The 23,923-nt window shown below is 64.9% G+C and carries 18 protein-coding genes; 2 read left to right on the top strand and 16 right to left on the bottom strand.

Annotated features, from left to right (window positions below; all coding sequences use genetic code 11):
- Positions 1–31: 31 nt before the first annotated feature.
- Complete coding sequence (lpxL, locus tag F455_RS0102420) at positions 32–952, bottom strand: LpxL/LpxP family Kdo(2)-lipid IV(A) lauroyl/palmitoleoyl acyltransferase (protein WP_018971665.1); 921 nt, start codon at positions 950–952, stop codon at positions 32–34.
- A gap of 92 nt (positions 953–1,044) precedes the next feature.
- On the opposite strand from lpxL, the gene waaA reads away from it, so the two are divergent.
- Positions 1,045–2,331, top strand: coding sequence for a lipid IV(A) 3-deoxy-D-manno-octulosonic acid transferase (gene waaA, locus F455_RS0102415; protein WP_026292997.1), 1,287 nt, complete (start codon positions 1,045–1,047; stop codon positions 2,329–2,331).
- 66 nt (positions 2,332–2,397) lie between these two features.
- Here the strand turns inward: waaA and F455_RS0102410 are convergent, their stop codons facing one another.
- The 6 genes from F455_RS0102410 to F455_RS0102385 form a co-directional block, all read right to left on the bottom strand.
- Positions 2,398–3,840, bottom strand: a complete 1,443-nt coding sequence (locus F455_RS0102410; protein WP_018971663.1) for a TolC family outer membrane protein — start codon at positions 3,838–3,840, stop codon at positions 2,398–2,400.
- A 41-nt stretch (positions 3,841–3,881) separates the two neighbouring features.
- Positions 3,882–4,541 carry a protein-L-isoaspartate O-methyltransferase family protein gene (locus F455_RS0102405; protein WP_018971662.1) on the bottom strand — a complete coding sequence of 220 codons (660 nt, stop codon included), beginning with the start codon at positions 4,539–4,541 and terminating at the stop codon, positions 3,882–3,884.
- A 252-nt stretch (positions 4,542–4,793) separates the two neighbouring features.
- Positions 4,794–7,979, bottom strand: a complete 3,186-nt coding sequence (locus F455_RS0102400; RefSeq protein WP_018971661.1) for an efflux RND transporter permease subunit — start codon at positions 7,977–7,979, stop codon at positions 4,794–4,796.
- On the bottom strand, positions 7,976–8,413 hold the full coding sequence (locus tag F455_RS19485) for a DUF4260 domain-containing protein (RefSeq protein WP_051084111.1): 438 nt from the start codon (positions 8,411–8,413) through the stop codon (positions 7,976–7,978). The genes F455_RS0102400 and F455_RS19485 overlap by 4 nt, the downstream gene beginning before the upstream one ends.
- Before the next feature lie 2 nt (positions 8,414–8,415).
- Positions 8,416–8,877 carry a DUF2214 family protein gene (locus F455_RS0102390; protein WP_018971659.1) on the bottom strand — a complete coding sequence of 154 codons (462 nt, stop codon included), beginning with the start codon at positions 8,875–8,877 and terminating at the stop codon, positions 8,416–8,418.
- Between the two features lie 12 nt (positions 8,878–8,889).
- The gene (locus F455_RS0102385; protein WP_018971658.1) at positions 8,890–10,023 is read right to left on the bottom strand and encodes an efflux RND transporter periplasmic adaptor subunit; all 1,134 of its coding nucleotides are present in this window, start codon (positions 10,021–10,023) and stop codon (positions 8,890–8,892) included.
- A gap of 226 nt (positions 10,024–10,249) precedes the next feature.
- Here F455_RS0102385 and F455_RS0102380 point away from each other — a divergent pair, with 226 nt between their 5' ends.
- The gene (locus F455_RS0102380) at positions 10,250–10,891 is read left to right on the top strand and encodes a TetR/AcrR family transcriptional regulator (protein WP_026292994.1); all 642 of its coding nucleotides are present in this window, start codon (positions 10,250–10,252) and stop codon (positions 10,889–10,891) included.
- Positions 10,892–10,963: 72 nt separating this feature from the next.
- Here the strand turns inward: F455_RS0102380 and F455_RS0102375 are convergent, their stop codons facing one another.
- From F455_RS0102375 to F455_RS19475, 9 genes are all read right to left on the bottom strand, one after another.
- Positions 10,964–12,301 carry a dipeptidase gene (locus tag F455_RS0102375; RefSeq protein ID WP_018971656.1) on the bottom strand — a complete coding sequence of 446 codons (1,338 nt, stop codon included), beginning with the start codon at positions 12,299–12,301 and terminating at the stop codon, positions 10,964–10,966.
- The gene (locus tag F455_RS0102370) at positions 12,298–13,872 is read right to left on the bottom strand and encodes a serine hydrolase (RefSeq protein ID WP_018971655.1); all 1,575 of its coding nucleotides are present in this window, start codon (positions 13,870–13,872) and stop codon (positions 12,298–12,300) included. The genes F455_RS0102375 and F455_RS0102370 overlap by 4 nt, the downstream gene beginning before the upstream one ends.
- Complete coding sequence (locus F455_RS0102365) at positions 13,869–14,996, bottom strand: YkvI family membrane protein (protein ID WP_018971654.1); 1,128 nt, start codon at positions 14,994–14,996, stop codon at positions 13,869–13,871. Before F455_RS0102365 ends, F455_RS0102370 begins: the two co-directional genes overlap by 4 nt.
- Positions 14,996–16,330 carry a peptide MFS transporter gene (locus F455_RS0102360; RefSeq protein ID WP_211212275.1) on the bottom strand — a complete coding sequence of 445 codons (1,335 nt, stop codon included), beginning with the start codon at positions 16,328–16,330 and terminating at the stop codon, positions 14,996–14,998. Before F455_RS0102360 ends, F455_RS0102365 begins: the two co-directional genes overlap by 1 nt.
- The gene (locus F455_RS0102355) at positions 16,327–17,337 is read right to left on the bottom strand and encodes a dipeptide epimerase (protein ID WP_018971652.1); all 1,011 of its coding nucleotides are present in this window, start codon (positions 17,335–17,337) and stop codon (positions 16,327–16,329) included. The genes F455_RS0102360 and F455_RS0102355 overlap by 4 nt, the downstream gene beginning before the upstream one ends.
- Positions 17,337–19,325: a serine hydrolase domain-containing protein gene (locus F455_RS0102350; protein WP_018971651.1), complete on the bottom strand. Its 1,989-nt coding sequence runs from the start codon at positions 19,323–19,325 to the stop codon at positions 17,337–17,339. Before F455_RS0102350 ends, F455_RS0102355 begins: the two co-directional genes overlap by 1 nt.
- A 106-nt stretch (positions 19,326–19,431) precedes the next feature.
- Positions 19,432–20,466 carry an N-acetyltransferase DgcN family protein gene (locus F455_RS0102345; RefSeq protein WP_018971650.1) on the bottom strand — a complete coding sequence of 345 codons (1,035 nt, stop codon included), beginning with the start codon at positions 20,464–20,466 and terminating at the stop codon, positions 19,432–19,434.
- Between the two features lie 8 nt (positions 20,467–20,474).
- Positions 20,475–22,709, bottom strand: coding sequence for a TonB-dependent receptor (locus tag F455_RS19480; protein WP_083918767.1), 2,235 nt, complete (start codon positions 22,707–22,709; stop codon positions 20,475–20,477).
- Positions 22,706–23,806, bottom strand: coding sequence for a dipeptidase (locus F455_RS19475; RefSeq protein ID WP_018971648.1), 1,101 nt, complete (start codon positions 23,804–23,806; stop codon positions 22,706–22,708). The genes F455_RS19480 and F455_RS19475 overlap by 4 nt, the downstream gene beginning before the upstream one ends.
- Positions 23,807–23,923 lie beyond the last annotated feature (117 nt).

Below are 23,923 nucleotides of genomic sequence, written 5' to 3'. Positions count from 1 at the left end.
TCTGCAAGACGGAAAACCGCCGGGGCGAGGATCAGTACAGCGGCGGCTCTCCCGGCGGGCGCGACTTGAAACGCTTGTGCACCCAGAGGTATTGCGCCGGCGCCTCGCGCACCATGCGCTCGATCTGCGCGTTGACGCGCGCGGTGTCGGCGACAGCGTCGGCGGTCGGGAAATCCTTCAGCGGTGCCTCGAGGCGCAGCGCGTAGCCGCGGCCATCGGGCAGGCGGCGGTGGAAGAACGGAATCACCGCGGCGCCGGACAGGCGCGCGAGATGATGCGTCGCTGTGATTGTCGCCGCAGCGATGCCGAAGAACGGCACGAACACCGAATCCTTGCCGCGCATGTCCTGGTCTGGCGCGTACCAGAGCGTGCCGCCGCGGCGCAGGTACTTCACCGTCGCGAGCAGCTCGTCCTTGGTGTACATCGCCTCGGCGTAATGCAGGCGCGCGCCCAGCACTTCATGCTCGAACACGGGGTTGTCCATCACGCGGTACATGCCGGCGATGCGGATGCGTTGCGAGACCAGGCGTGCGCACAGCTCCAGGTGCGAGAAATGTGCGCCGACGAGGAGTACGCCGCGGCCCCGCGCACGGCAGGCTTCGAGATGTTCGAGCCCCTCGATCGCGCACGGCAAACGCGCGAGCGCGCGGTCGCTGCCCATCCAGGCGAAGGCGAACTCGACCAGCATCATGCCGAGATCGGCGAGCGTGGCGCGCAGCAGGCGCTCGCGTTCGCCCACGGAGAGCTCGGGAAAGCAGATTTCGAGGTTGCGCTGCGCGATGCGGCGGCGTGCGCCGGGCAGTTGCCGGGTCAGCAAGCCGAGCCCACGGCCGAGCAGATGCAGCGTGCGGTACGGCAGCAGTGCGACGAGCTTCATCACGCCGACGCCGAGCCACGAGAGCCAGTAGCGCGGGGAGCGCAGAGAGGGTTGTGGGTTTTCCGCTGCCGTCATCGCCCGGAGTATACGAGAAGCATCGCTGCCCGAATCCATGCTGCGTCCGCCTCGCGGCTATACTTCGCCATCCTTCATCCCGCCTTTCGCACGTGCCGCTACGCCGCTTTCTCTACACCCTGACCATGTACCTGCTGACGCCGGCGATCCTGTACCGGCTCGCGGTGCGCGGGCTGCGCTACCGCGAATACTTCGACCGCTGGCGCGAGCGCTTCGGTCATTCGACGATCGAGTTGAAGGAAAGCATCTGGATCCATGCCGTGTCGATGGGCGAGGTCAACGCCGCGTTGCCGCTGATCGATGCACTGATGGCGCGTTACGCGGATATGAAGTTCGTGATCACGACGGTGACGCCGACCGGCTCCGAGCGCGTGCGCCGCGTCTATGGCGATCGCGTAGTCAACCTCTATCTGCCTTACGACCTGCCGACCTCGATCGCACGCTTCCTCGACCGCGTTCGTCCGCGCGTCGCGCTGATCATGGAAACCGAGATCTGGCCGAACCTGTTCTTCGAGTGCGAGGCGCGCGGCATTCCGCTGATCATCGCCAACGCGCGCCTGTCGGAGAAAAGCCTGCGCGGTTACTCGCCGATCCGTCCGTTGGTGAAACGAGCGCTGGCCGGTGTCAGTTACATCGCCGCGCAGTCGGCCACCGACGCAACGCGCTTCGCCGAACTCGGTGCGCCGGCCGAGCATCTCGGCGTGATCGGCAACCTCAAATACGACATGACCGTGCCCAAGCACCTGCTCGAAGAGGCCGCGGCGATGCGCGACTCCTGGGGCGCGCGCCGTCCGGTGTGGATCGCGGCAAGCACGCACGACGGCGAGGAACTGCCCGTGCTCAAGGCCCATGCCGAGGTGCTGCGCCGCTTTCCCGATGCACTGATGCTGCTCGTGCCGCGCCATCCGGAGCGCTTCAAGCCGGTGGCATTGGCCTGTCGCAGTTTCGGTTTCGTCACACGCACGCGCAGCGAGGACGGCGTGGCAAAATCCGATACGCAATGCTTTGTCGTCGATACGCTCGGCGAGCTGCTCAACTACTACGCCGCGGCCGACGTCGCTTTCGTCGGCGGCAGCCTCGTGCCGATCGGCGGACACAACGTGCTCGAAGCGGCCGCGCTCGCCGTGCCGATCGTGATTGGCCCGTACATGTTCAATTTCGCCGAGATCAACCAGAGCCTTACCGCGGCCGGCGCTTCGCTGCAGGTGCTCGACGGCGATGAGCTCGGCGCCGCGATCACGCGCCTGTTCGCCGACGGAGCTTTGCGCAAGCGCGTTGGCGAAGCCGCACAACAGGCATTCGAGCGCGAGCAGGGCAGCGTGCTGCGCACGCTGGCGATCGTGGAGAAGGCGCTCGACGACGAAGCAGCGAAAAAATAAGGGCACGGTCTGCCGTGCCCTTGCGCAACCCAGCTCCGGCGGGGCCGGAGGCAGCGAGTTCGATCGTTACTGCAGCAATGCGTTGACCGCGTCGAGGTCCTTCACCGCGATCGAGCCGGCTGCCTGCTTGAGCAACAGGCCACTCAGCACGAAATTGTGGCGTGCCTGCGAGTAGGAGCTCTGCGCGCTGACGAGCTGGCTCTGACTGGTGAGCACGTCGAGGATGGTCTTGGTGCCGACTTCGAAACCGGCCTGAGTCGCGTCGACCGCGCTCTGCGCCGAAACCACGGCGGCCTTGGCTGCCTCGACTTCGCTGATGCCGGAGATCACCGTACGGTAGGCGTTACGTGTGTTCGCCAGAACGCCGCGGCGGGTGATTTCGAGCTGGTCCTGCGCCGCGTCGCGCTGATAGACGGCTTGGCGCGTCTGCGAGGAGATGAGGCCGCCGGAGAAGATCGGGATGCTCAGGGTGACGCCGATTGCGGTGTTGCCGGTGACGCTGTTGCCGTGCAGCGGGCCTTCGCTCGCGCCATTGGGGCCGAAATAAGTCGAGTTGCCCCAGCCCGGCGTAACTTGGCGCTGCAACGTCGCGTTCAACGTCGGATAGTGGCCGGAACGCGCGGTCTGGATGCCGTATTCGGCCGAGTCCACCGATTTCTGCGCCGATGCGAGCGACGGATTCTGCTTGCTGGCGAGGTCGACCCAGGCCTGCATCTCTGCCGGCACCGGCTTGTCGAGCGGGACCGGGTCGCGCAGCTTCTTCAGGTCACCGAAGCTCTTGCCGATGATCTGCACGAGCGCTTCACGCTGCGTCTCGACGTTGTTCTGCGCGACGATGACCCCGGCCACGGCAGAGTCGTGCTGCGCGCGCGCGACGTGCACGTCGGTGATCGCCGAGAGGCCGACCTTGAAGCGCTCGTCGGCTTGATCGAGCTGCTTCTGCAGCGACTTCTCGTTTGCTTGGCTGAAGGTGAGCTGGTCCTCGGCAGTGAGCACGTTGAAGTAGGCCGTCGCGGTGCGCACGAGCAGATCCTGCGAGGCTGCGTCGTAGGTGAAATCGGCGCCTTCGGAGAGCGCGTTCGCACCGCGCAGACGCGTGATGTCGGCCCAGTTGAACAGCACCTGGTTCAGTTGCACCGCCGCAGGGCGCGAGCGATTGCGCAGGTAGCTGCCGCTCGAGAGAACTTCGTACTGCGAGCTGCCGTCGTTCTGAGTAACCAGTTCCGGCGCGGTGCTGTTGCCGCCGGTGTCGCTGCGGGAATAACCATAGCTGCCGTTGATCTGCGGCAACAGCGCGGCGCGCGCCTGCGGCGAGCCTTCCTTGGTGGCGAGCCGGTTCGCGTCCGCGGCGGCGAGCGTCGGGTCGGCTTCGCGCGCCTGCGTGTAGATTTGGGTCAGGTCCTCGGCGCGCAGCGGCGAAGACAGGACCGCGACCGCGAGCGCCGCGGCCAGCACGCCAAGCTTGATGCGATCGCGCGCGGCATTGTGGACAAGTTTATTTTTTTGCATTGTGGATTTCCTTCGGGAATCGGATGTCCGCGTCCAGTGTTTCAAAGCGTGAATTGCGGCGCGGGCGCCGCATGGGCGAGATAGGGCAGGTCGGTCTCGAACAGCGGCTCGCTGCTCCACTCGCCGGCCCCGTCGCGCGTGTACAGGATGGCCTGCTGCACCGGCGAGATGCCGGCAATCGCGACGAGGCGACCGCCTGGCTTGATCCACTCGCGCCAGCGTGGCGGAAGCACGGCGACCGCGCCAGTGACAATCATCACGTCGAATTGCTGGCGCGGGTCATAATCGTTGACCGCGTCGGCATGCTCGATGTGTACGTTGCGCGCGTCGGTGGCCTTTAGGCGCGCGCGCGCTGCCTCGACGAAATCGGCGCGCAATTCCACGCTGGTGACATTGCCGCCGAGATGGGCGAGACAAGCGGTGAGGAAGCCAGATCCGGTGCCGATCTCGAGGACGCTCTCGCTCCTCAAAGGCGCCGCTGCCTGCAGCAGGCGTCCTTCGAGCACGGGCTTGAGCATGACCTCGCCATGGCCAAGCGGCAGCTGCATGTCGGTGAAGGCGAGGCTCTGCAGCGCCTCGGGCACGAAGTCCTCGCGCCGCACCGCGCTGAGCGCGCCGAGCACGCGCTCGTCGAGCACGTCCCAGGGGCGCACCTGCTGTTCGATCATGTTGTTGCGCGCGAGTTCGACGTTGAGTGACATGATGGGTTTCCGGCTTTTTTGAAAAGAATCAAAGCATAAGTGCTGGATTGAACGCCGGCAATCGTACGATGCCGCAGATCGCTGCGGCGTCCTAAGTGCCGGAAGTCATTCAAACCTTTGTGCATGTTCCGGCATCGTCGCTGACGCGAACCCAAAGCCGCTGATCCGAAACGATGTTACCGATCAGTAACGGCGCGTATGTTACCGATCAGTAACTGTTGCGTCAAGACGGTTGGGCGCATATCACGAAATTCAATGACTGCCTGCGCTGGCCATGGTCACTCCGGCGCCGGCATCGTTGGCAGGATGCGCGACAGGCTCGCCGCGTCGCACGCGGAACCAGGCGGCGTACAGCGCGGGCAGGAACAGCAGGGTCAGTGCCGTTGCGACGAGCAGACCACCCATGATCGCGACCGCCATCGGCCCGTAGAACGCGCTGCGCGACAGCGGGATCATCGCCAGGATTGCGGCGAGCGCGGTCAGCACGATCGGGCGGAAGCGGCGCACCGTCGCATCGACGATCGCAGTCCAGCGTTCGTGTCCTGCCGCGATGTCTTGCTCGATCTGGTCGACGAGGATGACCGAGTTACGCATGATCATACCCATCAGCGCGATCGTACCGAGCATCGCGACGAAGCCGAACGGCACGCGGAACACGACGAGGAACAAGGTCACGCCGATCAGACCGAGCGGCGCGGTGAGGAACACGAGCAGCACGCGCGAGAAGCTGCGCAGCTGGATCATCAGCACGGTCAGCACGACGATGAGGAACAGCGGCATGCCGGCATTGACCGAGTTCTGGCCCTTGGCCGATTCCTCGACCGCGCCGCCGACCTCGAGCAAATATCCGGCCGGCATCGACGCCTTGATCGTGTCGAGCTGCGGCAGCACCTGCGCGGTCACGGTCGGCGCCGTGGTGTCACCGTAGATGTCGCCGCGGATCGTCACGGTCGGCAGGCGGTTGCGGCGCCAGATGATGCCTTCCTCGAAGCCGTACGACACGGTCGCGATCTGCTTGAGCGGCACGCTTTTGCCCGACGGCGTCGGCACGGAGAGGCTTTCGAGCAAGGAAAGGCGCGCGCGCTCGTCGGTCGGACCGCGCAGGTCGACTTCGATGAGCTGATCGCGCTCGCGATAGTAGGTGATCGGCACGCCGGACAACGAGCTCTGCAGGAAGTTGGCCAGGTCCTGCGAGGACACGCCGAGCACGCGTGCGCGCTCCTGGTCGATGTCGAGCTTGACCACCTTGGAGGGCTCCTCCCAGTCGAGGTTGACGTTGCGCAGGGTTGGATTCGTGCGCATGACGTCGGCGACCTTGCGCGCGAGTCCGCGCACCGTCGCGATATCCGCGCCGGAGACGCGGAACTGCACCGGGTAGCCGACCGGTGGGCCATTCTCGAGGCGCACGACGCGCGCGCGCAGTTCGGAGAAATCCTTGTCGAACAATTCGATCAGGTCAGCGCGGATCTTTTCGCGATCGGCGGGCGAGCGCGTCAGCAGCACGAGTTCGGCGAAGCTCGCCTGCGGCAACTGCTGATCGAGCGGCAGGTAGAAACGCGGTGCACCGCTGCCGACGAAACTGACGTAGTTTTCGAGTTCCGGACGCTTGGCCAGCCACGCCTCGAGCTTCTTCACCTGCTCCTGGGTCGCGTTGAGCGAGGCGCCTTCGGTCAGCTTGAGGTCGACCATGAGTTCGGGCCGGGTGGAGTCCGGAAAGAACTGCTGCTGGACGAGGCCGAAGCCGGCGATCGACAACACGAATGCGCCAACTGTTGCACCGATCACCAGCCAGCGGCGGCTCACACACCAGTCGACGAGCGCGCGGAAGGTCTTGTAGAACGGCGTCGCGTACGGATCGTGGGCGGCATGCGGCGCATGTTCGCCGGTGACGATGCGACGCAGGCGCGGCGGCAGCTTGTTCAGCCATGAGTTCGCCGGCAGCGGCGCCTGGTCGCGCTCCGGCAGCAGCTTGTAGCCGAGATACGGAATCAGCATCACCGCCGCGACCCAGGAGATCAGCAGCGCGATCGTCACGACTTCGAAGATCGAGCGCGTGTATTCACCGGTGCCGGACTTCGCCGTTGCGATCGGCAGGAAGCCCGCCGCAGTGACCAGCGTGCCGGTCAGCATCGGGAACGCGGTCGAGGTGTAGGCGAACGCCGCGGCGCGGATGCGGTCGTAGCCTTGCTCGATCTTGATCGCCATCATCTCGACCGCGATGATCGCGTCGTCGACGAGCAAGCCGAGCGCAAGCACGAGCGCGCCGAGCGAGATTTTGTGCAGGTCGATGCCAAAATACTTCATCGCCGCGAAAGTCATCGCGAGTACGAGCGGGATCGACAGCGCGACGACGAGGCCGGTGCGCAGGCCGAGCGAGAAGAAGCTGACGAGCAGCACGATCACGACCGCGATGGCCAGCGTATCGACAAACTCGCTGACCGAACGCGCGACCGCGCGCGGCTGGTCGGTGACGCGCCCGAGCTCGAGGCCGATCGGCAGCGTCTGCTGCAAGCGCGCGATCGTCTCGTCGAGGTTCTTGCCGAGATGGATGATGTCGCCGCCGGCGCGCATCGACACGGCGAGGCCGAGTGCATTCTTGCCCATGAAACGCATGCGCGGATTCGCCGGGTCGGCGTAGCCACGCGTGACGTTGGCGATGTCGCCGAGGCGGAACAGATTGCCGTTCGCGCGAATCGAAATATTGCGAATCTGATCGACCGAATCGAATGCACCGCTCGGACGCAGATAGATGCGGTCGCTGCCGGTCTCGAAGCTGCCGGCGGGCGTGATTGCGTTCTGCGCGGCCAGTGTCTGCTGCAGTTGGTCGAACGTGACCCCGAGCGTGGCGAGCTTGGCGTTGGACAATTCAATCGTGACTTTCTCGTCCTGCAGGCCGACGAACTGGACCTTGGCCACGTCGGGTACGCGCAGCAATTCCAACTTCAGGCGCTCACCGTAATCGCGCAGCTGCGCGTCGGAATAGCCTTCGCCGCTGAGCGCATAGATGTTGCCGAAGGTGTCGCCGAACTCGTCGTTGAAGAACGGGCCGAGCACGCCCTGCGGCAGCGTGTAGCGGATGTCACCGATCTTCTTGCGTACCTGGTAGAAGAAATCGGGCACCGTGTCCGCGGGCAACGAATCCTTCATCACCACGAAGACCATCGACTCGCCCGGGCGTGAGTAACTGCGCAGATAATCGACCTGCGGCAGCTCCTGCAGCTTCTTCTCGATTTTCTCGGTGACCTGCTCGGTAACCTCGGCCGCGGTCGCGCCCGGCCACTGCGTCTGCACGACCATGACCTTGAAGGTGAACGGCGGATCCTCGGACTGACCCAGGCCCATGTACGACCAGATGCCGAGCGCGGCGAGCAGGACGATGAAGTAGCGCAACAGCGGCTGGTTGCGCAGCGACCATTCGGAAAGATTAAAGCGATTCATGTAGCGGCGTCCGTGGTGGGCGACGAAGTAGTTCCGGCGCGACGGCCGATGCGGCCGAGATGGGTGTGGCCGAAGCCGGCGGCGTACTTGAGTCCGTAGCCGAGCGCGCGGTCGAAGCCGATGTGCGCGCACCAGATCAGGCCGGCGGCGAACAAAGGCGGCGCAGCGAGGTAGGCACTCGCGCTGAGGGCGATGACGGCGCCGAGATACGAATGCGCCGTGTTGTAGGCGATGGCGCCGACACGGTCGCCGGCGAGATAGCCGAGGAAGGACAGATCGGGGGCGAGGAAGCATAGTGCGAACAGGCCCCAGCCGTACTCGGTCTGGCGGTACAGGGCGAGTGCGACAAGGAATACGGCGAGTCCCTCGAGGCGCAGCAGCAGACGCACGCCGCCCGAAGCCCCCGCGACCGGGGTTGCGGAATCACGAATCATTTTTATCCTCCGAAGAAGCCGACGCCCTTGGCCATCAGCGCGGCACACAGGATCACGAGCACAAGCAGGACGAGTTCGAGATGCACGATCGAGCGCAGCCGGCGCTGCGCATCCGCCGCAAGCGCGGGCACGCGGTTTTGCGCGAGCGCGCTACGCCACGACAGGAAGGTGATGGTGGGGCGGATCGAAAGCAGGCCGATCGCGGCGAACAGGATCATCTTGGCGACGAAGGGCGCATCATGCAGGTAGTAGCCGGCGCCTTTCTCGAACCAGACCACGCGCGCGATGCCGACAACGATGATCGTCACCGCGGCGATGCCGTAGGCCGCGTCCACGTTGACCAGGCGGCGCGCGCGTTCGACGGTCAGCTCACCGCGCAGCGTGACGAGTTCGACGACCAGTGCTGCCGCGATCGCGAACGCCGCGAGATGATGGATGAAGGCAGCCAGGGCCGAAACCAGCATGGCGCGTCCCCTTCACAGCGCAAGCGGGCGATTGAGCGCATCGACCGGCGCGATCGTGTCGCCTTCGCGCAGTTTGTGCACGCCGGCGGTGACGATCCAGTCCTGCGTGCCGGTGCCCGCGGACAAGGTCACGCCCTGCTCGCGGTAGGCGGCGATGTTGACCGGCGCGAGCTTCACCTGGCGCGTCTTCGCATCGACGATCCACACAGCGGGCTTGCCGCCGAGTTCATGCAGCGCGGACAGCGGAATCAGGATCTGCCCGGCATTGGCGCCGTCGGCGAAGTAGACGCGTGCGGTCTGGCCGAGACGCGGCGCGGCACTGGGATCGTCGAAGCTGACGCGTACGCGATAGGTGCGCGTGACCCGATCGGCCTCCGCGCCGATTTCGCGCAGGTGGCCGCCGAGCTGCTTGCCTGCGTCGGCCCAGGATTCGATCGCAAACGGCGTGCCGACTTTGTACGCGCCGATGCGGTTCTCGGGCACGGCGATTTCCACTTCGACGGCGCCGTCCCGGGCGAGCGTGGCAATGCTTTGGCCCGCAGCGACGACCTGGCCGGCCTCGGCGTTGAGCGCGGTGATCACGCCGGCGTGGTCGGCGCGCAGGCTCGTGTATTCGGTCTGGTTGGCGGCGACCGCGAGCGCGGCCTGCGCCTGTTGCACCTGCGCCTGCGCGGCTTTGAGCGCATTGGCCTGCGCATCGACCTGGGTCTGGCTGACGTAGTTCTTGTCGAGCAGCTTGCGATAACGGTCGTAGTCGGCCTGGGCGAGATCGCGGTTGGCCTTGGCCGCTGCTAGGTTCGCGCTGGCGCTGCCGGCTTGCAATTGCAGATCGGCGGGATCGAGCTCGGCGATCACCTGTCCCGCCTCGACATGGTTGCCGACATCGAGTTTGCGCGTCTTGATCTTGCCGTTGACGCGGAAGCCGAGCTGGCTCTCGAAGCGCGCGCGCACGTCGCCGGAATAGACCTCGGCGTTGATCGTATCGGCGAGCTGTGGATGTGCAACGATAGCGCTGCGCGGGGGCGCGGGAACCGCCGCGTGGCTGCCGCAACCGGCGAGGATGAGGGCGCCGATCAGGGTGAAAGCCGCGCCGGCGCCGCGAGCGGCAGTTCGAAGGGAGGCGCTGACAAGGAAAGCGTCGGACATGGCGTCAAATTCCGTACTGGCTGGTGAATGACATTGCTGCGGGGCAGATTGCGAATCCGGACGAATCGCGCAAAAGTTAAGTTGCGGAAAATCGAGCGGTTTTTTGTTTCTTACAACGGATTTTGTGCTATCCTACAATTAATAAACTGAACTGTCCAGTATTTAATGTGCCAAAAGCGCCGCAGATCTGGACATCACCCCAGCGAGCTCGAACAATGTCGATGTCATGTCCGTATTAGCCGTTACCAAATCCGTCGGCCCCGGCCGCCCGAAAGATATGGAAAAGCGCGCCGCGATCCTCGAGGCGGCCAAGCAGCTTTTCGTCAAGCAGGGCTTCGAGGGCACCAGCATGGATGCGATCGCCAACAAGGCGGGCGTATCCAAGCTCACGGTCTATAGTCACTACCGCGACAAGGAAACGCTGTTCGCCGAGGCCGTGCGCAGCAAGTGCGACACGCTGATGCCGGAAGAGCTGTTCCGTCCCGATCTCAAGGGACCGTTGCGCAAGCAATTGCTTGCCATCGCGCGCGCGTTCTTCGATCTCATCACGAGCGAGGACGCGATCGCGATCCATCGCACCATCATTGCCAATGCACGCACCGCACCGAAGCTGGCCGACCGGTTCTGGCAGGCGGGCCCGCTCAAGGTGCAGGAAGGGCTGGAGTCGTTCCTGCGCGCGGAAGTCGAGGTCGGTAAGCTCGACGTCCCTGACATGCATCGCGCCGCGACGCAGTTCTATTGTCTGCTCAAGGGCGAATGCTATGCGCGCATGGAGTTCGGCTGCGGCGAGCCGCCGACCGCGCGCGAGATCGACGAGCACCTCAACGCCACGGTCGATTTCTTCCTGCGCGCCTACGCGCCGCGCTGAGCGCGGCGATTGCGCCTGCGCGGCGGCTGCATTCGCCGCGGCGCACTTCCCCTCTCGCAGAAAAACGCTGAGCTAGCGCGCGGACTTCGCTGGCGGCCGGTCGAGTTGTTCGAGCGTGGCCGCCGACGGCGCGCGCTCGGCGCGCAGCTTCGCCGCGACCGCTTCGGCCTGGGCCATCGCGCGCAGCAAATTGCCGCCCGCGAGTTTGCCGAGGTCGGCATCGCTCCAGCCGCGGTGCGCGAGTTCGGCGAGCAGGGCCGGATATTTGCCGACATCCTCGAGGCCCTGCGGCACCGATGGCATGCCATCGAAATCCGAGCCGATGCCGACGTGATCGGCGCCGGCGATCTTGACGACGTGTTCGATGTGATCGGCGACTTCGGCGAGCGTAACCTTCGGCTCCGGATGCGCCTTGTCCCACTCGGCCAGCGCGGCCTTCGCGCGTTCGGGATCGCCGATATACAGACCGCCGAACGGCGGAGCGTTGTAGCGCATCTGTTCGGCCCCGCGATCGGCCTCCCAGTGCCGATGCGCCTCGGAAATGTACGACAACGCGAAGTTCACCATGACCACGCCGCCGTTCTTGGCGACGCGGCGCAGTACGTCGTCGGAAACGTTGCGCGGATGGTCGTCGAGCGCGCGCGCTGAGGAGTGCGAGAAAATCACCGGCGCCAGCGACACATCGAGCGCCGCGCGCATCGTCTCCTCGGAAACATGCGAAAGATCGACGAGCATGCCGAGGCGATTCATCTCGCGCACGACTTCCTTGCCGAACGGTGTGAGGCCATGGTGCGCGGGCGCATCGGTGGCCGAGTCGCCCCAGTCCGTGTTCGACGAGTGGGTGAGCGTCATGTAACGCACGCCGGCGTCGTAGTACTCGCGCAGCATGGCGAGCGAATTGTTGATCTGGTGGCCGCCCTCGACGCCGATCAGCGAGGCGATCTTGCCTTCCTTGTGGATGCGGCGGATGTCGGCGGCGGTGTAGGCCATGGCGAAATCACGCGGCCAGCGCGCCGTCATTCGCTTGACCAGATCGATCTGCTCGAGCGTGACCTGCACGGCCTCGGGCCCTTTGACCGACACCGGAATCCACACCGACCAGAACTGGCCACCGACGTGGCCGGCGCGCAGGCGCGGGATGTCGGTCATCAGCGTCGCCTCGCCGGCCGGCGCGGGAAGCTTCGACGTGTCCGCGGCGAGATCGATCTTTGCCACGTCACCATTGAAGCGCGTGCGGATTTCCCAGGGCAGATCGTTGTGGCCGTCGATCAGCGGCGTCGTCGCGAGCACGTGCGCGACGCGCGCCTCGACATTGTCGCCGGCCGCTGAAGCCGGCGTGGCGGCAAGCGCTGTGATGACGGCGGCGGTGAGCGCAAGCGGAAACGTGAAGCGCAACGGAGCGAAAATCATTTTTTGGCCTCGACCGGAGTGAACATCAGATCCTGATAGTCATAACTGAAATCGGCCAGCGGCGATACCGGTTTCATCGTCACGCGCTCGACCTTGCCGTCGGCGTTGATCGCGAAGGTGACATAGGCCGGCTCGATCGTCTTGTCATCGAAGCGCGTGACGAAGCTGTCGTATTGCCAATGCTCGAGCGCGCCGCCCATGCGCGGCGTCGATTTGAAATCGATCGTCAGCCTGCCCTTGGCGACGCCGACGTCGATGTTGCCGTACCACGGATCGTTGTACGTACCGGCGTAGCGCGCGAGCGCCAGCGACGGGCCGACCTTCGCCGGCGTCGCTGCCTTGGTCTGGTAGGCTTTGAGTCCCTCGGCGATGCGCTGCTTCTTGAAATCGCGGAACTTGGCCGGCCAGTCGCTGGACGGCGCACCAAGGTAATGATCAAGTAGCTCGAACATCAGGCCGCTGATGATCTCGCCGTCTTCACTGTTGATCGTGATCGAGAAGCCGACCTTCTTGTCCGGTACGAGCACGACCGCGGTCAGCTCGCCGAACACCGCGCCGCCGTGCCAGATGATCTTCGTGCCGCGATAGTCGCGCACGTCCCAACCGAGTGCGTAGGTGTCGAACAGCGGTTGCGTGGCCTTGAGCGATTCGGGGCGCGGTGCGATCGGCTGCAGCACCATCGGTTTCCACATTTCTCTCTGCGCCGCTTCGCTGAACAGGTGCGCGTCGCTGTCGACGAGTTTGCCGCCGGCGAGCTGGATGCGCAGCCAGCGCGAGAGATCGTTCGCGCTGATCGACAGTCCGCCGGCTGGCGCGGCGTTGCGGCCGAGTTCGTCGCGTTCGTCGAGCACTTGCTGATCGCCCACGCCGCGCAGACCGCCGTTCATGCGCGCATGCGGCCATGCGCGGTTCGGATCGGCGAAGTGCGATTCGGAGTCCGCCACGGCGTGCAGCATGCCTGCCGGCTTGAACAGATGTTCGACGGTGAAGTGTTCCCAGGTCTCACCGGTGACCGCTTCGATGAGCTGACCGGCGACCATGTAGAGCACGTTGTCGTAAGCGAAGCCGCTGCGGAAACTCGTCGCTGGCTTGATGTAGCGCAGGCGCTTGACCGATTCGGCGCGCGACAGATTGGTGCGCGGCACGAACATCAGATCGCCCGCGCCGAGACCGAGGCCGCTGCGATGCACGAGCAGGTCGCGGATCGTCATCTCGCGCGTCACCCACGCATCGTACATCTGGAAACCGGGCAGGCGATCGACGACCTTGTCGTCCCAGCCGATTTTTCCCGCGTCGACAAGGATGGCGAGATCGGCCACGGTCATCGCCTTGCCGGTCGAGCCGGTATCGAACAAGGTATCGGCGTCGACCTTCTCGGGCGAGCCGAGTTTGCGCACGCCGAAACCTTGCGCGAACACGACCTTGCCGCCTTCGACGATGGAGATCGACATGCCGGGCACGCCGATCTCCTTACGCAGCGATTCGACGCGCTGTTCGAATCCGTCGGGTGGTGCGGCGGCGGCGAACACGGGGCAGGCCATCAGCAACGCGAGCGGCAGCGAACGTTTCATGGAATCTCCTGGGCAATGGTGGGACGGCGACGCAGACGCGCCACACCGACGGTCAGCAGAGGTACGACGTAGACGAGAAGAAAAAGGACGGCAAGCAGCCGATAGCCTTTGGCGATCAGTGCGACGAGACCGATGCGATCGGCGAGCAGCATGCAGATCGTGAGCAAGATGAGGGCGATGAGCAGACGCGCACCTGCCGACAGCGCCGTACCGCGCGCGGCCAGCCAGGTCTTTGCGATGCGTTCGTTGACCGCATGCACGGCGCCGGTGCCGCTTTCGAGCAGCGCGGCGAAGATCATGAATTGGAACAGCAGATGAAACAGCGGCAGGTTCATCTGACGCAGAAGAAAATCCGAAGGCAGTGTCTGTTCGCCGATCGCCGGATAGAACGCGATCATGCAGGTGAAGAACAGAATCGCCGGCAGGATCGCGAGCGGGCCGGCAATCGCGCCGGCAACGACGGCATCGCGATCACTGCGCAGATGACGCAGCACCGGCAGGATGACGACCGCACCGATGATGTTGTAGCTGGCATAGGTGATGCCGCCGAGCGCCCAGTTAGCTGTTGCCGGCGCATTGCTCGCGAAACCGGCCGCGATGCGATCGCCGAAGCGCGTGAACGCGAGGATCACGAACAGGAAGTAGACGCCGTAAAGCAGGAACGACACGTATTTGAACAGGCGCTCGACCGAGGCGTTGCCGAACATCGCAAAGCCTGCGATCGCGACGAGCAGGGCTAGTGTGCCGATCAGGTGCGGCAGCCCGGTCAGCGCCGCGCCGATTTCGCCCGCCGCGGCGCCGAACACGGCGAGGATCAGCACGACGAAGATCAGATAGGCTGCCTCGAAGACGACCCAACCGCGGCCGAGCAACGCGCGGAAGAAACTCAAATAGTCGCGCGCGCCGTATGCACGGGCGAACAGGAACGTGGCAATGCAGACCAGGCTCCATACGAGCATCGCGAACACCATCGCGGCGAGTCCGCCCCAGGGGCCGGCCGGCAGGAAAAATTCGGCGAGTTCGCGTCCGGTGGCGTAGCCGCCGCCGATGATCACGGCCTTGAAGGCGAAGCCGGGCAGCAGGTAGCGTTGGAACCAAGAGCTGGTGGTGCTGGCGCCGCGCATCAGGCAGTCACTTCCGTGCGATGCAGGGCGGCCGCGGCGATCTCAGCGGCACGCGCGTCCTCGATGCGGCGTGTGTTCGTATCGAGCGTGAGGAACAGCAAAGCGGCGATGCCGGCGAGGACCGCAAGCAGCACGAAGTACAGCGCGTGGCTGGTATGGCTCCACAGCGTGCCGACGAAGCCGGCTGCGAGGCTGCCAGGGAAGATGCAAAGGTACCAGGCGCCGACCGTGGTCGCGCCGAGCGTGGGCGGCGCAAGACGTGCGAACAGCCCAAGCCCGGTCGGCAGCACGTACAGCTCGCCGAGCGTGAACACGGCCGAATACGCGAGCAGCCACAGCCAGTGCGCGCGGCCATCGCCAGCGAAGCGCGCCGCGAGCGCGAGCAGCAGGTAGGAGGTTGCGACGAGCAACGCGCCAGCCGCCATCTTGCGCATCGACGAGGAAACCTTGCCGCGTTGCGCGCGGCGTTGCCAGAGGGCGAGCAACGGCGGCGTCATCAGAAACACGAACAGCGGATCGAGCGACTGGAACCAGGTCATCGGGATCATCATCGAACCGAACGCACGGTCGACGCCGGCATCCGACCACAGCGGCACCGTATTGCCGATCTGCTCGTAGGCGCCGCGGAACACCGTCACCGCGAGGCCGACGCCGAGCAGCAGCAGGAAGGTCTGCTTGCCGTTGCGCAGCGGCTGCGCGTTGCCGGGTTCGCGCGGGGCGGGCTGCCGCTCTGGCAGGTGTTTGCCGCCGAGCAGGTACACGAGCAAACCGAGCAGCATGCCGACGCCGGCCGCGCCGAAGCCGACGTGCCAGCCGTAGAACTCGCCGAGCGTGCCGCATACGAGCGGCGCGAGAAAGCCGCCGATGTTGATGCCGACGTAATAGACGTTGTAGGCCCAGCCGCGACGCGGATCATCGGGTTGGTAGAGGTCGTTGATCTGGCTCGGCAGGCTCGGCATGAACAGGCCGTTGCCGAGCGCAATCGTCGCCAGCGCCGGATAGAACAGCGGCTCGAACGCCATCATGAAATGCCCCACGGCCATCGTCGCGCCGCCGATGATGACCGAGCGGCGCTTGCCGAGCCAGCGGTCGCAGAGGATGCCGCCGAGGATGGGCGTAAAGAACGCCATCGACGTATACGCGCCGTAGATGAGCGAGGATTTTTCCTGCGCGAAGGCTAGCTGTTTGGTCATGTAGTAAACCAGCAGTGCGCGCATGCCGTAGTAGGAGAAAATCTCCCACATCTCGGTCAGAAACAGGATCGTCAACCCGCGTGGCTGGCCGAACCAGTTCGACTGATTCGTCGTCGCGCCGCCGTTTTGCAGTGCGCTCACGTCGCCGCCGCTTTGCGCGAGCCCCACACGTCGTCCCCGCACCAGATGAGACCTTCGTGGTAGCGGATCGCAGGCGTGCGATCGTGGGCGAGAAAGATCGGCCCGTCGAGGTCGACGATGTCGCAGAGCTGGCCGACGACGAACGCCGGCGCCATCGCCCAGCTCGTGCCGACCATGTTGCCAACCATCACGCCGAGGCCGTGCTGCCGCGCCTCGCGCGCGATCGCAAGCGCCTCGGTGAGGCCGCCGCATTTGTCGAGCTTGATGTTGACGACGTTGAAGCGGCCGACGAGGTTCGGTATGTCGGCGAGGCTCAGCGCGCTTTCGTCCGCGGCGATCGCGATCGGCGAAGCGAAGCCATCGAGGTCGGCCTCTTTCCCGCGCTTCAACGGCTGTTCGAGCAACGACACCTTTGCATCGACCAGCGCGGGTATCAACTTGTCGAGCGTATCGATCGCATAGCCCTGATTTGCATCGACGCCGAGCCAGACCTCGGGTCGTGCCGCGCGCACGGCGTGCACGCGTGCGATGTCGAGTTCGAGTTCGCCGGTCAATTTCACCTTCAGCGCACGTGCCTGCGCGTACTTGCGTGCGCCGGCAGCCATGGCCTCGGGCGCGTCGGCGCCGAGCGTGAACGTCGTCACGAGCGGCTGCACCGAGGCCAGGCCGGCGAGTTGCCACACTTCGCATCCCGCGCGCCGTGCCTCAAATTCCCATAGCGCGCAGTCGACGGCATTGCGTGCGCCACCCGGGGGCAATAGTTGCTGCAACGCCGTGCGGTTGATTCCGGCCTCGATCGCGGAACGCACGCCTTCGATCGCGGCCACCATCTTCGCCGCATCGTCGCCGAGGTAGTACACACCGGAGGCCTCACCACGGCCGCGATGTGCGCCGTCGTCGAGCGTGACGACGACGGCGTCCTGCGTTTCGAATACATAGCCGGAGATGCGGAACGGTTCGGCGAATCGGAGTTTTTCGACCGAAACCGTGAGTGCCAAAGCCGGCATCAGTAGTTCACTCCCCAACCGATCAGGTGGAACGCGAACGCGACCCAGAGCACGACGCAGGCCGAGAGTGCGAGCACAACGCTCCACAGCTTCGCCGGCCAGCGCCGGCCGCCGCCGCTCCACACCGTCCACAGATTCCACAAGATCAGCGCGAAGCCGCCGAGGAAGGCGAGGAAGCCGAAGATCTGATCGAAGCGCAGGACTGGGTCGAACTTCGCGCTGGTGTTGTTGAGGTCGGAGAACATGGTCATGATCGTCGCGATCCACGCGCCGAACGCGAGCAGCATCAGCAGCGCGCCGATTTTGCCCGCGCGGTACGCGCTCAGCGCCACGGGTGCGAGGTCGAGGCGCGCGCGATACCTGCGGCGCACGATCGCGGCGATCGGCCAGGCCAGCACGGTCAGCAGCAGCACGGCGAGGCTCGCGTAGAACGCCGGCGTCAGCCAGGCGCCGTCGTGTGCGGCATCGGGGCGCAGCCAGACTTCGAACGGACCGGCGAGGCCATAGCTGAAGCGGGTGACCTTGCCGTCGACGACTTTTGCGGCGAGCTGATCGTGGCTATTCACGTCCTGCCAGACGAACGGCGAGATTTCGACCCATTTGACCGGCTTGCCATCCAGACCTTTCACATCCGGAATCAGCAGGCCGCCTTTGTCGTCGACCGCGACTTTGGTTTGCCCGATCAGGCCGATGACCGAGAAGAAATTCGTGAACGCGCCGCGCGAGCCGAGCCAATTGCCGGTCAACATCTGCGCGTGTTGCTTTGCGGCCGCCTCGTCGACATGGGTGGTCGTGCGCGGGCCGGGGAAGTAGCGGTCGGCGAAATCGTTGAACAGCGCGATACGCAGATGATGCGCGGCGCCTTCCTTGCCGGCGCTGTTGAACGACACGTAGAAACCGGTGTTTTCCTTGAGGAAAAGGTGCAACGAGGTGTGGAAGTAATCGGTGTCGCCAAGGTGCGCGATGACTTCGCGGCCGTTGATGTTGGTCTCGAAGAAGCCGAGCTCCATGCGGTTGAGCGACGGTAGCAGCGTCAGCGGACTGTCGTGCATGAGCTTCGCCGTTTCCTCCTTGAGGATGCGTTTGCCCTTGTACTCACCGTTCTGCAAATGGGCGAGCATGAAATGCGCCATCTCCTCCGCGGGCGAGGCCAGCGAACCGGCTGGGGCGGGGCCAACTATTTCGAACTTCTTCGCCGGCACCGATGCCGAGGTGTAGCCCGTCGCCATCAGCGGCACGAGATCCTTCGGCAGCGGCTGGCGGAAGGTCGAGTGAGGCATGTCCAGCGGCGCGAAGATGTGCTTGTCGATGTAGTCGTAGAACGACTCACCGGAGACGCGTTCGATGACATAGCCGGCGACCGAGGTCGCGTAGTTCGAGTAGGCCGGCGTGGTGCCCGCGTCGAACACGCGCGTCGGGGTCCAGCGCTTGAGCAGCGTGACGTAGTCCGGGCTGTCCGGATCCTCGGTGATGATGTTCTTGATCTGCTCTTCGAAGCCGGCCGTATGCGTCATGATGTTGCGCATCGTGATCGGCTTGCCGTCGCGCGGCGGAATCTGGAAGTCGCCGGGAAGGTACTTGTTGACGTCGGCGTCGAGGTCGATCTTGCCCTGCTCGACGAGTTGCATTACCGCAGTCCAGGTGAACAGCTTCGACACCGAGCCGGGCCGGAACAGAGTGAGCTTCGGATCGATCGGTTTCTTCGTCGCGACGTCGGCGTAGCCGAAGCCGCGTTCGCTGACGATCTCGCCGTCCTTGACCACGGCGACGACGGCGCCGGCGATGTCGCCGGTGGCCAGCGCATACGGCATGTAACCGTCGAGCCAGGCATCGATGTCGGCAGCGGTCAGCGCGTGCTCGCCGGGCGATGCGGCAGGCGCAACTTCAGTCGCTGTCGTCGGTGGCGTTGCCGGCGTCGGCGCTTGCGCGCCTGCCATGAACGCCGCCAGCGAAAGCAGGGCGGCTACGATCAGCTTGTTCGTTTTCATTTTCACTCCCGTTGTCTGGACGCGGGACAGCTGAACTGCGCTGCCGCGCCAGGTCAGTAGTCCATTGTGGGAAAATGCGTTTGTCTTGAATGTCATGCGCGCTTGCTCAACTCAGGCAGGCGTCGACGAGTCGCGCGAACTCGGTACCTCCGCGCATCGGATCGGCCACCGGCAGACCGAGCGCCGCGCTCTGTGCTGCGAGCAGCTCGCGCGCGGCGGGTTCGTCGAAGTGCGCAGTGTTGAGGCTGACGCCGCCGCAGCGGATCGCGGGATTCGTGCGCCGGCCGAGCCTTACGGTCAAATCGATCACCTCTTCGATCGACGGCAGCAGATAGCCCGGATTGCCGAGTACGTGCGTGCGCCCTGGTTCGTGGCAGACGATGAACACGTCGGGCTGGCTGCCGTGCAGTAAGCCGAGCGACACCGCGGCGTAGGCCGGATGGAACAGCGAGCCTTGTCCTTCGATCACATCCCAGTGACGCGCATCGGCAGCGGGGCTGAGGATCTCGGCAGCGCCGGCTTCGAAGTCGGAAACGACCGCGTCCATCGGCATGCCGCTGCCGGCGATGAGGATGCCGGTCTGCCCGGTCGCGCGGAAGTCGGTGTCGATGCCGCGTTCGGCAAACGCGCGCGCGAGTGCGAGCGCGGTGTATTTTTTTCCGAGCGCGCAGTCGGTGCCGACCGTGAGCAGACGCTTGCCGCTGCGTTTGCGTCCGCTCGCGATCGGAATGTTCGGCGGCGGCGTGCGTACGTCGATCAGGCGGCGCCCGTGGCGCGTCGCCGCGACCTTGAGCTGCGGCGAGTCGGCGAGGCGCGTGTGCATGCCGCTGACGATGTCGAGCCCAGCTTCGATCGCTTCGACGAGCGATCCGATCCAGCTTTCGTGGATCGTACCGCCGACGTTGGCTACGCCGATCACCAGCCCGCGTGCGCCACGCGCGCGGGCCTCTCGCGGTGACAGGAACGACAGGCCCGTCGTCACCGTCGCACCGCACGACCATTCGCCGACGCAGCGATCGCCGGCCCAGTCGCGCAGGCCGAACGCGGTCTTCGCATAACCCGGTTCGGTCGTGTCGCCGAGGAACAACAGGTAGGGTTGCGGCAGGGCGTCGACCGTTGCTTTACGCAAGATGGCGTTCATGCGCAGACTCAGAATTTCAGGTCGAAGCCGACGCCGACCGTGCGCGGCGCGAGTGGCACGGCGTTCACCTTCAAGGCCTCGCCGGTGGCCGCGTTCGCCAACAAGTTGAGGTTGGTGTAGACACGCTTGTCGGTCACGTTCTTGGCGAAGAAGCGCAGCGTCCAGCGGTCGTTGGATACATCGGCATTGAGGTCCAGTGCCGTATAGCCCTGCTGCGGCAGCGTGGTCGGGTTGTGTACGAATCCGTTTTGCGTCGCGCCGACGTAGCGCAGGCCGCCGCCGACGCGCGCGTTCCAGCCGCCGGAGAGCGGGAAGCTGTAGTCGGCGATCGCCGAGCTGGTCCATTTCGGCACGTTCGGCAAGCGGTCGCCGTTGAGACCGTGCAAGCTCGCCGCATCCTCGGTCAGCACGGCGTCGGTGTAGGCGCCGTTGAAGCCGAGGCGCAGCCCCGGAATCGGCATGTACAGCGCCGAGAATTCGATGCCGCGGCTGCGCGCCGAGCCAGCATTGGCGAGAAAGCCGAGGCTGCCCACCTGTTCGGTGATCTGCATCTTCTGCCACTCGATGTCGTACAGCGCCGCATCGAGCGAGAGGCGATGGTCGTCGAGCATGCTCTTGATGCCGAACTCGTAGTTGGTGAGCTTGGAGGAGTTGACGTACGTCGGTATGTCCACGCCCGGCAATGCGGGCACGATGTTCGGGCCGCCCGGCGCATAGCCGCTGGCTACGCGCAGGTACAGCATCGAATCGGCGCTCAAATGCAGTCGCGGACTGACTGAATACGTGAACACGCTCTCCGACGAATCCTCCGCTTCGTAATTGACACCGCCGAGCGCGCCGCCCACGGTCGGCGTGAAGGTCTGCGCGTTGTGCGCCCAGCGCACGCCGGCGCTGATGTCGAACGCGCTCGTGAACTTGTACGTCAGATCGCCGAAGCCGGCGTATTCCTTGTAGGTCGAAGGCATCGCGACCACTTCGAGGGGATTGAGGCCGGGAATCGGGCTGAGGTCGAGAAACTGTGCGCTTGCGACTTGGTCCTGCCTGGCGCTCTCGCGTGTCCAGAACGCGCCGAGCAGCCATTCGAGATGATCGTCCGGCTTGGAGACGAGGCGGAATTCCTGCGTCGTCTTGTGCAACTTGATGCGATAGTCGACGGCCGATATGCCCGGTCCGGGCAGGCCGAGCAGCGGGAAGATCACGCCGTAGACGTCACTCGCGTCGACGATCGTGCGATGGTCCGTCTGCGCGTAGCTCGTCGAGGAGACGAAATCGGCGAAGCCGACGTCCCAGTTCAGCGTGCCATTGAAATAGTGGTCGCTCGCTTTGTACGACTCGGGTACGTAGTTGTCGTTCTTGAGATTGCCATAGACCGGTCTCAGCGTGGTCGGATCGAGCGCGGTGTACTGGCTCGAGTCGGCGTTGCTTCGGGAGTCGAACACCGAGAACTTGACGGAAACGTCGTCGCTCGCCTTCCACAACAATATCGCGTGCGCCGCGCGTTGCCAGAATGCGTCCTGGCCCTTTTCGCCGGAGCGCACGTTGTCGGTGAAGCCCGGCGAATTCTGCTGCGCAACGCTGACGGAAAGCGCGAGCCGGTCGGTGATGAGCGGCAAGCTGGCGGAGGCGTGACCGCCGACGCCCAGGCCGTCTCCATTCGATTGCGCAAAGGTGTCGGCGCCGACGCGGAACGAAGTCGCGTCGAGATCGGGCTGCTTGCTGACATAGCGCACGACGCCGCCGAATGCATTGGCACCGTACAGCGTGCCCTGCGGACCGCGCAGCACTTCCATGCTCTGGAAATCGTAGGGCAGAAGATCGAGCATTTCGCTGGAGCCGCGGCCGTACAGACCGCTCGTGCCGAACGGTGTCTCGTCGATGTAGGTCGCCACCGCCGCGCCCGTGCCGGCCGGCGGCGCGATGCCGCGCAAGGCGAGCGAGGCTTGGCCCGGCGCGCCGCCCGTGTTGATGAGGGTCAGGCCCGGCACGTAGCCGACGAGGTCGGCAAGCTGGGTCGTGTGTTGACCGTCGAGTTGGCTTTCGTCGATCACGCTGATCGACATCGGTACGGTCTTCACGTCCTCGCTGCGCTTTTCCGCGGTGACGACGATCGTGCCGAGCTGATTGCTCTTCGATGCGGCCTCCGGGTCCTCCGCATGCGCGGTCGACGCGGCGACGATTGCGAACGTGATCGCAAGCGGCAACGGCGTGCGCTTGCAGCGACGATGCGTGGACATCGGGGTCATGATTTCTTCTCCTCGGGTTTTTTCTCGGAAGGGGGCGGTGTGCGTTTCGGTTCCTTCCAGGTGGCACCGAGCAGGCGACGAAAATTGCCACCGAGCACGGCCTGGATATTCGCTTCGCCATAGCCGCGCCGCAGCAATGCTTCGGTGAGGTCGTAGACCTTTTGCGGATGATCAAAACCGTCGGTGTCGATGCGGCTGCGGAATGAATAGCTCGCCTTGTATGCGGCCTTGAGCTTTTCGTACTGGTCTTTGGGCATGTGGTCGTAGCCCATCAGGTCGGAGTCCGAGCCGATGCCGACGTGCTCGATGCCGACGAGTTTCACGACATGGTCGATGTGGTCGACGATGTCTTCGATCGTCGTCGGCTCTTTGTCCTTGACGAAGTTGCGCACGCCGGTGATGCCCATCACGCCGCCTTTCGCCGCGAGCCTCTTAATCGCCTCGTCGGTCTTCAGGCGTGGATGGTTGTTGAGCGCGCGGCAGTTCGAATGCGTGATCGCGATTGGCCGCGGGGAAATTTCGATCGCGTCGAGCGTCGTGCGGTCGCCCGAATGCGAAACGTCGATCAGCATGCCAGCGTCATTCATCGCCTCGATGATCTTGATGCCGTAATCGGTGACGCCACCGTCGACACGTTCGGTCGAGCCGCTGCCGATCAGGTTCTGCGTGTTGTAGGTGAGCTGCGCGCAGCGCAGGCCGAGATCGTAGAAATCCTTGACGTCGGAGGGCGTGCGGAACTGGTCGGCGTTTTGCAGGCCCATGACGACCGCGGTCTTGCGCTTCGCCTTGGCGCGATCGATGTCCTCGACCCGGCCGACGAGCGAGAACACTTCGCTGTTGCGTCCGGCGAAGCCGCTCCACGCGGCGATGAACTGCAGCGCCTCGTCGTAAGTGCCGACGCCGACCGAGTTGTGGAATGCGGTGATGCCGCAGCTGCGGAACAGGTCCGCGTCGGCCTCGCTGAGCGGCAGCGAGAACGCCTCCGGATTGAAGTCGATCTTGAGCGGCGCGAGCATGTCGATGACGAGTGCGCCCTGCACGATATTGGTGGCTTTTCTCGAGTACTTGCGACGCACCGGCGTCGTCGAGATCGCCACGGCGCGGAGGAAAGAGGGTGAAAGCGATAACGCCGCAGCGGCCCCGATCGCCCGTAGTGCCCGGCGTCGCCCGGACTGGAACGTGGCACGGATCATAGTCGTCCCCAATTGGCGTGC

This window comes from Rudaea cellulosilytica DSM 22992 (genome assembly GCF_000378125.1).
GTDB classification, from domain to species: Bacteria; Pseudomonadota; Gammaproteobacteria; order Xanthomonadales; family Rhodanobacteraceae; genus Rudaea; species Rudaea cellulosilytica.
Note: the sequence above shows the minus strand (reverse complement) of the source record. Positions and strands in the feature narration are given on the sequence as shown.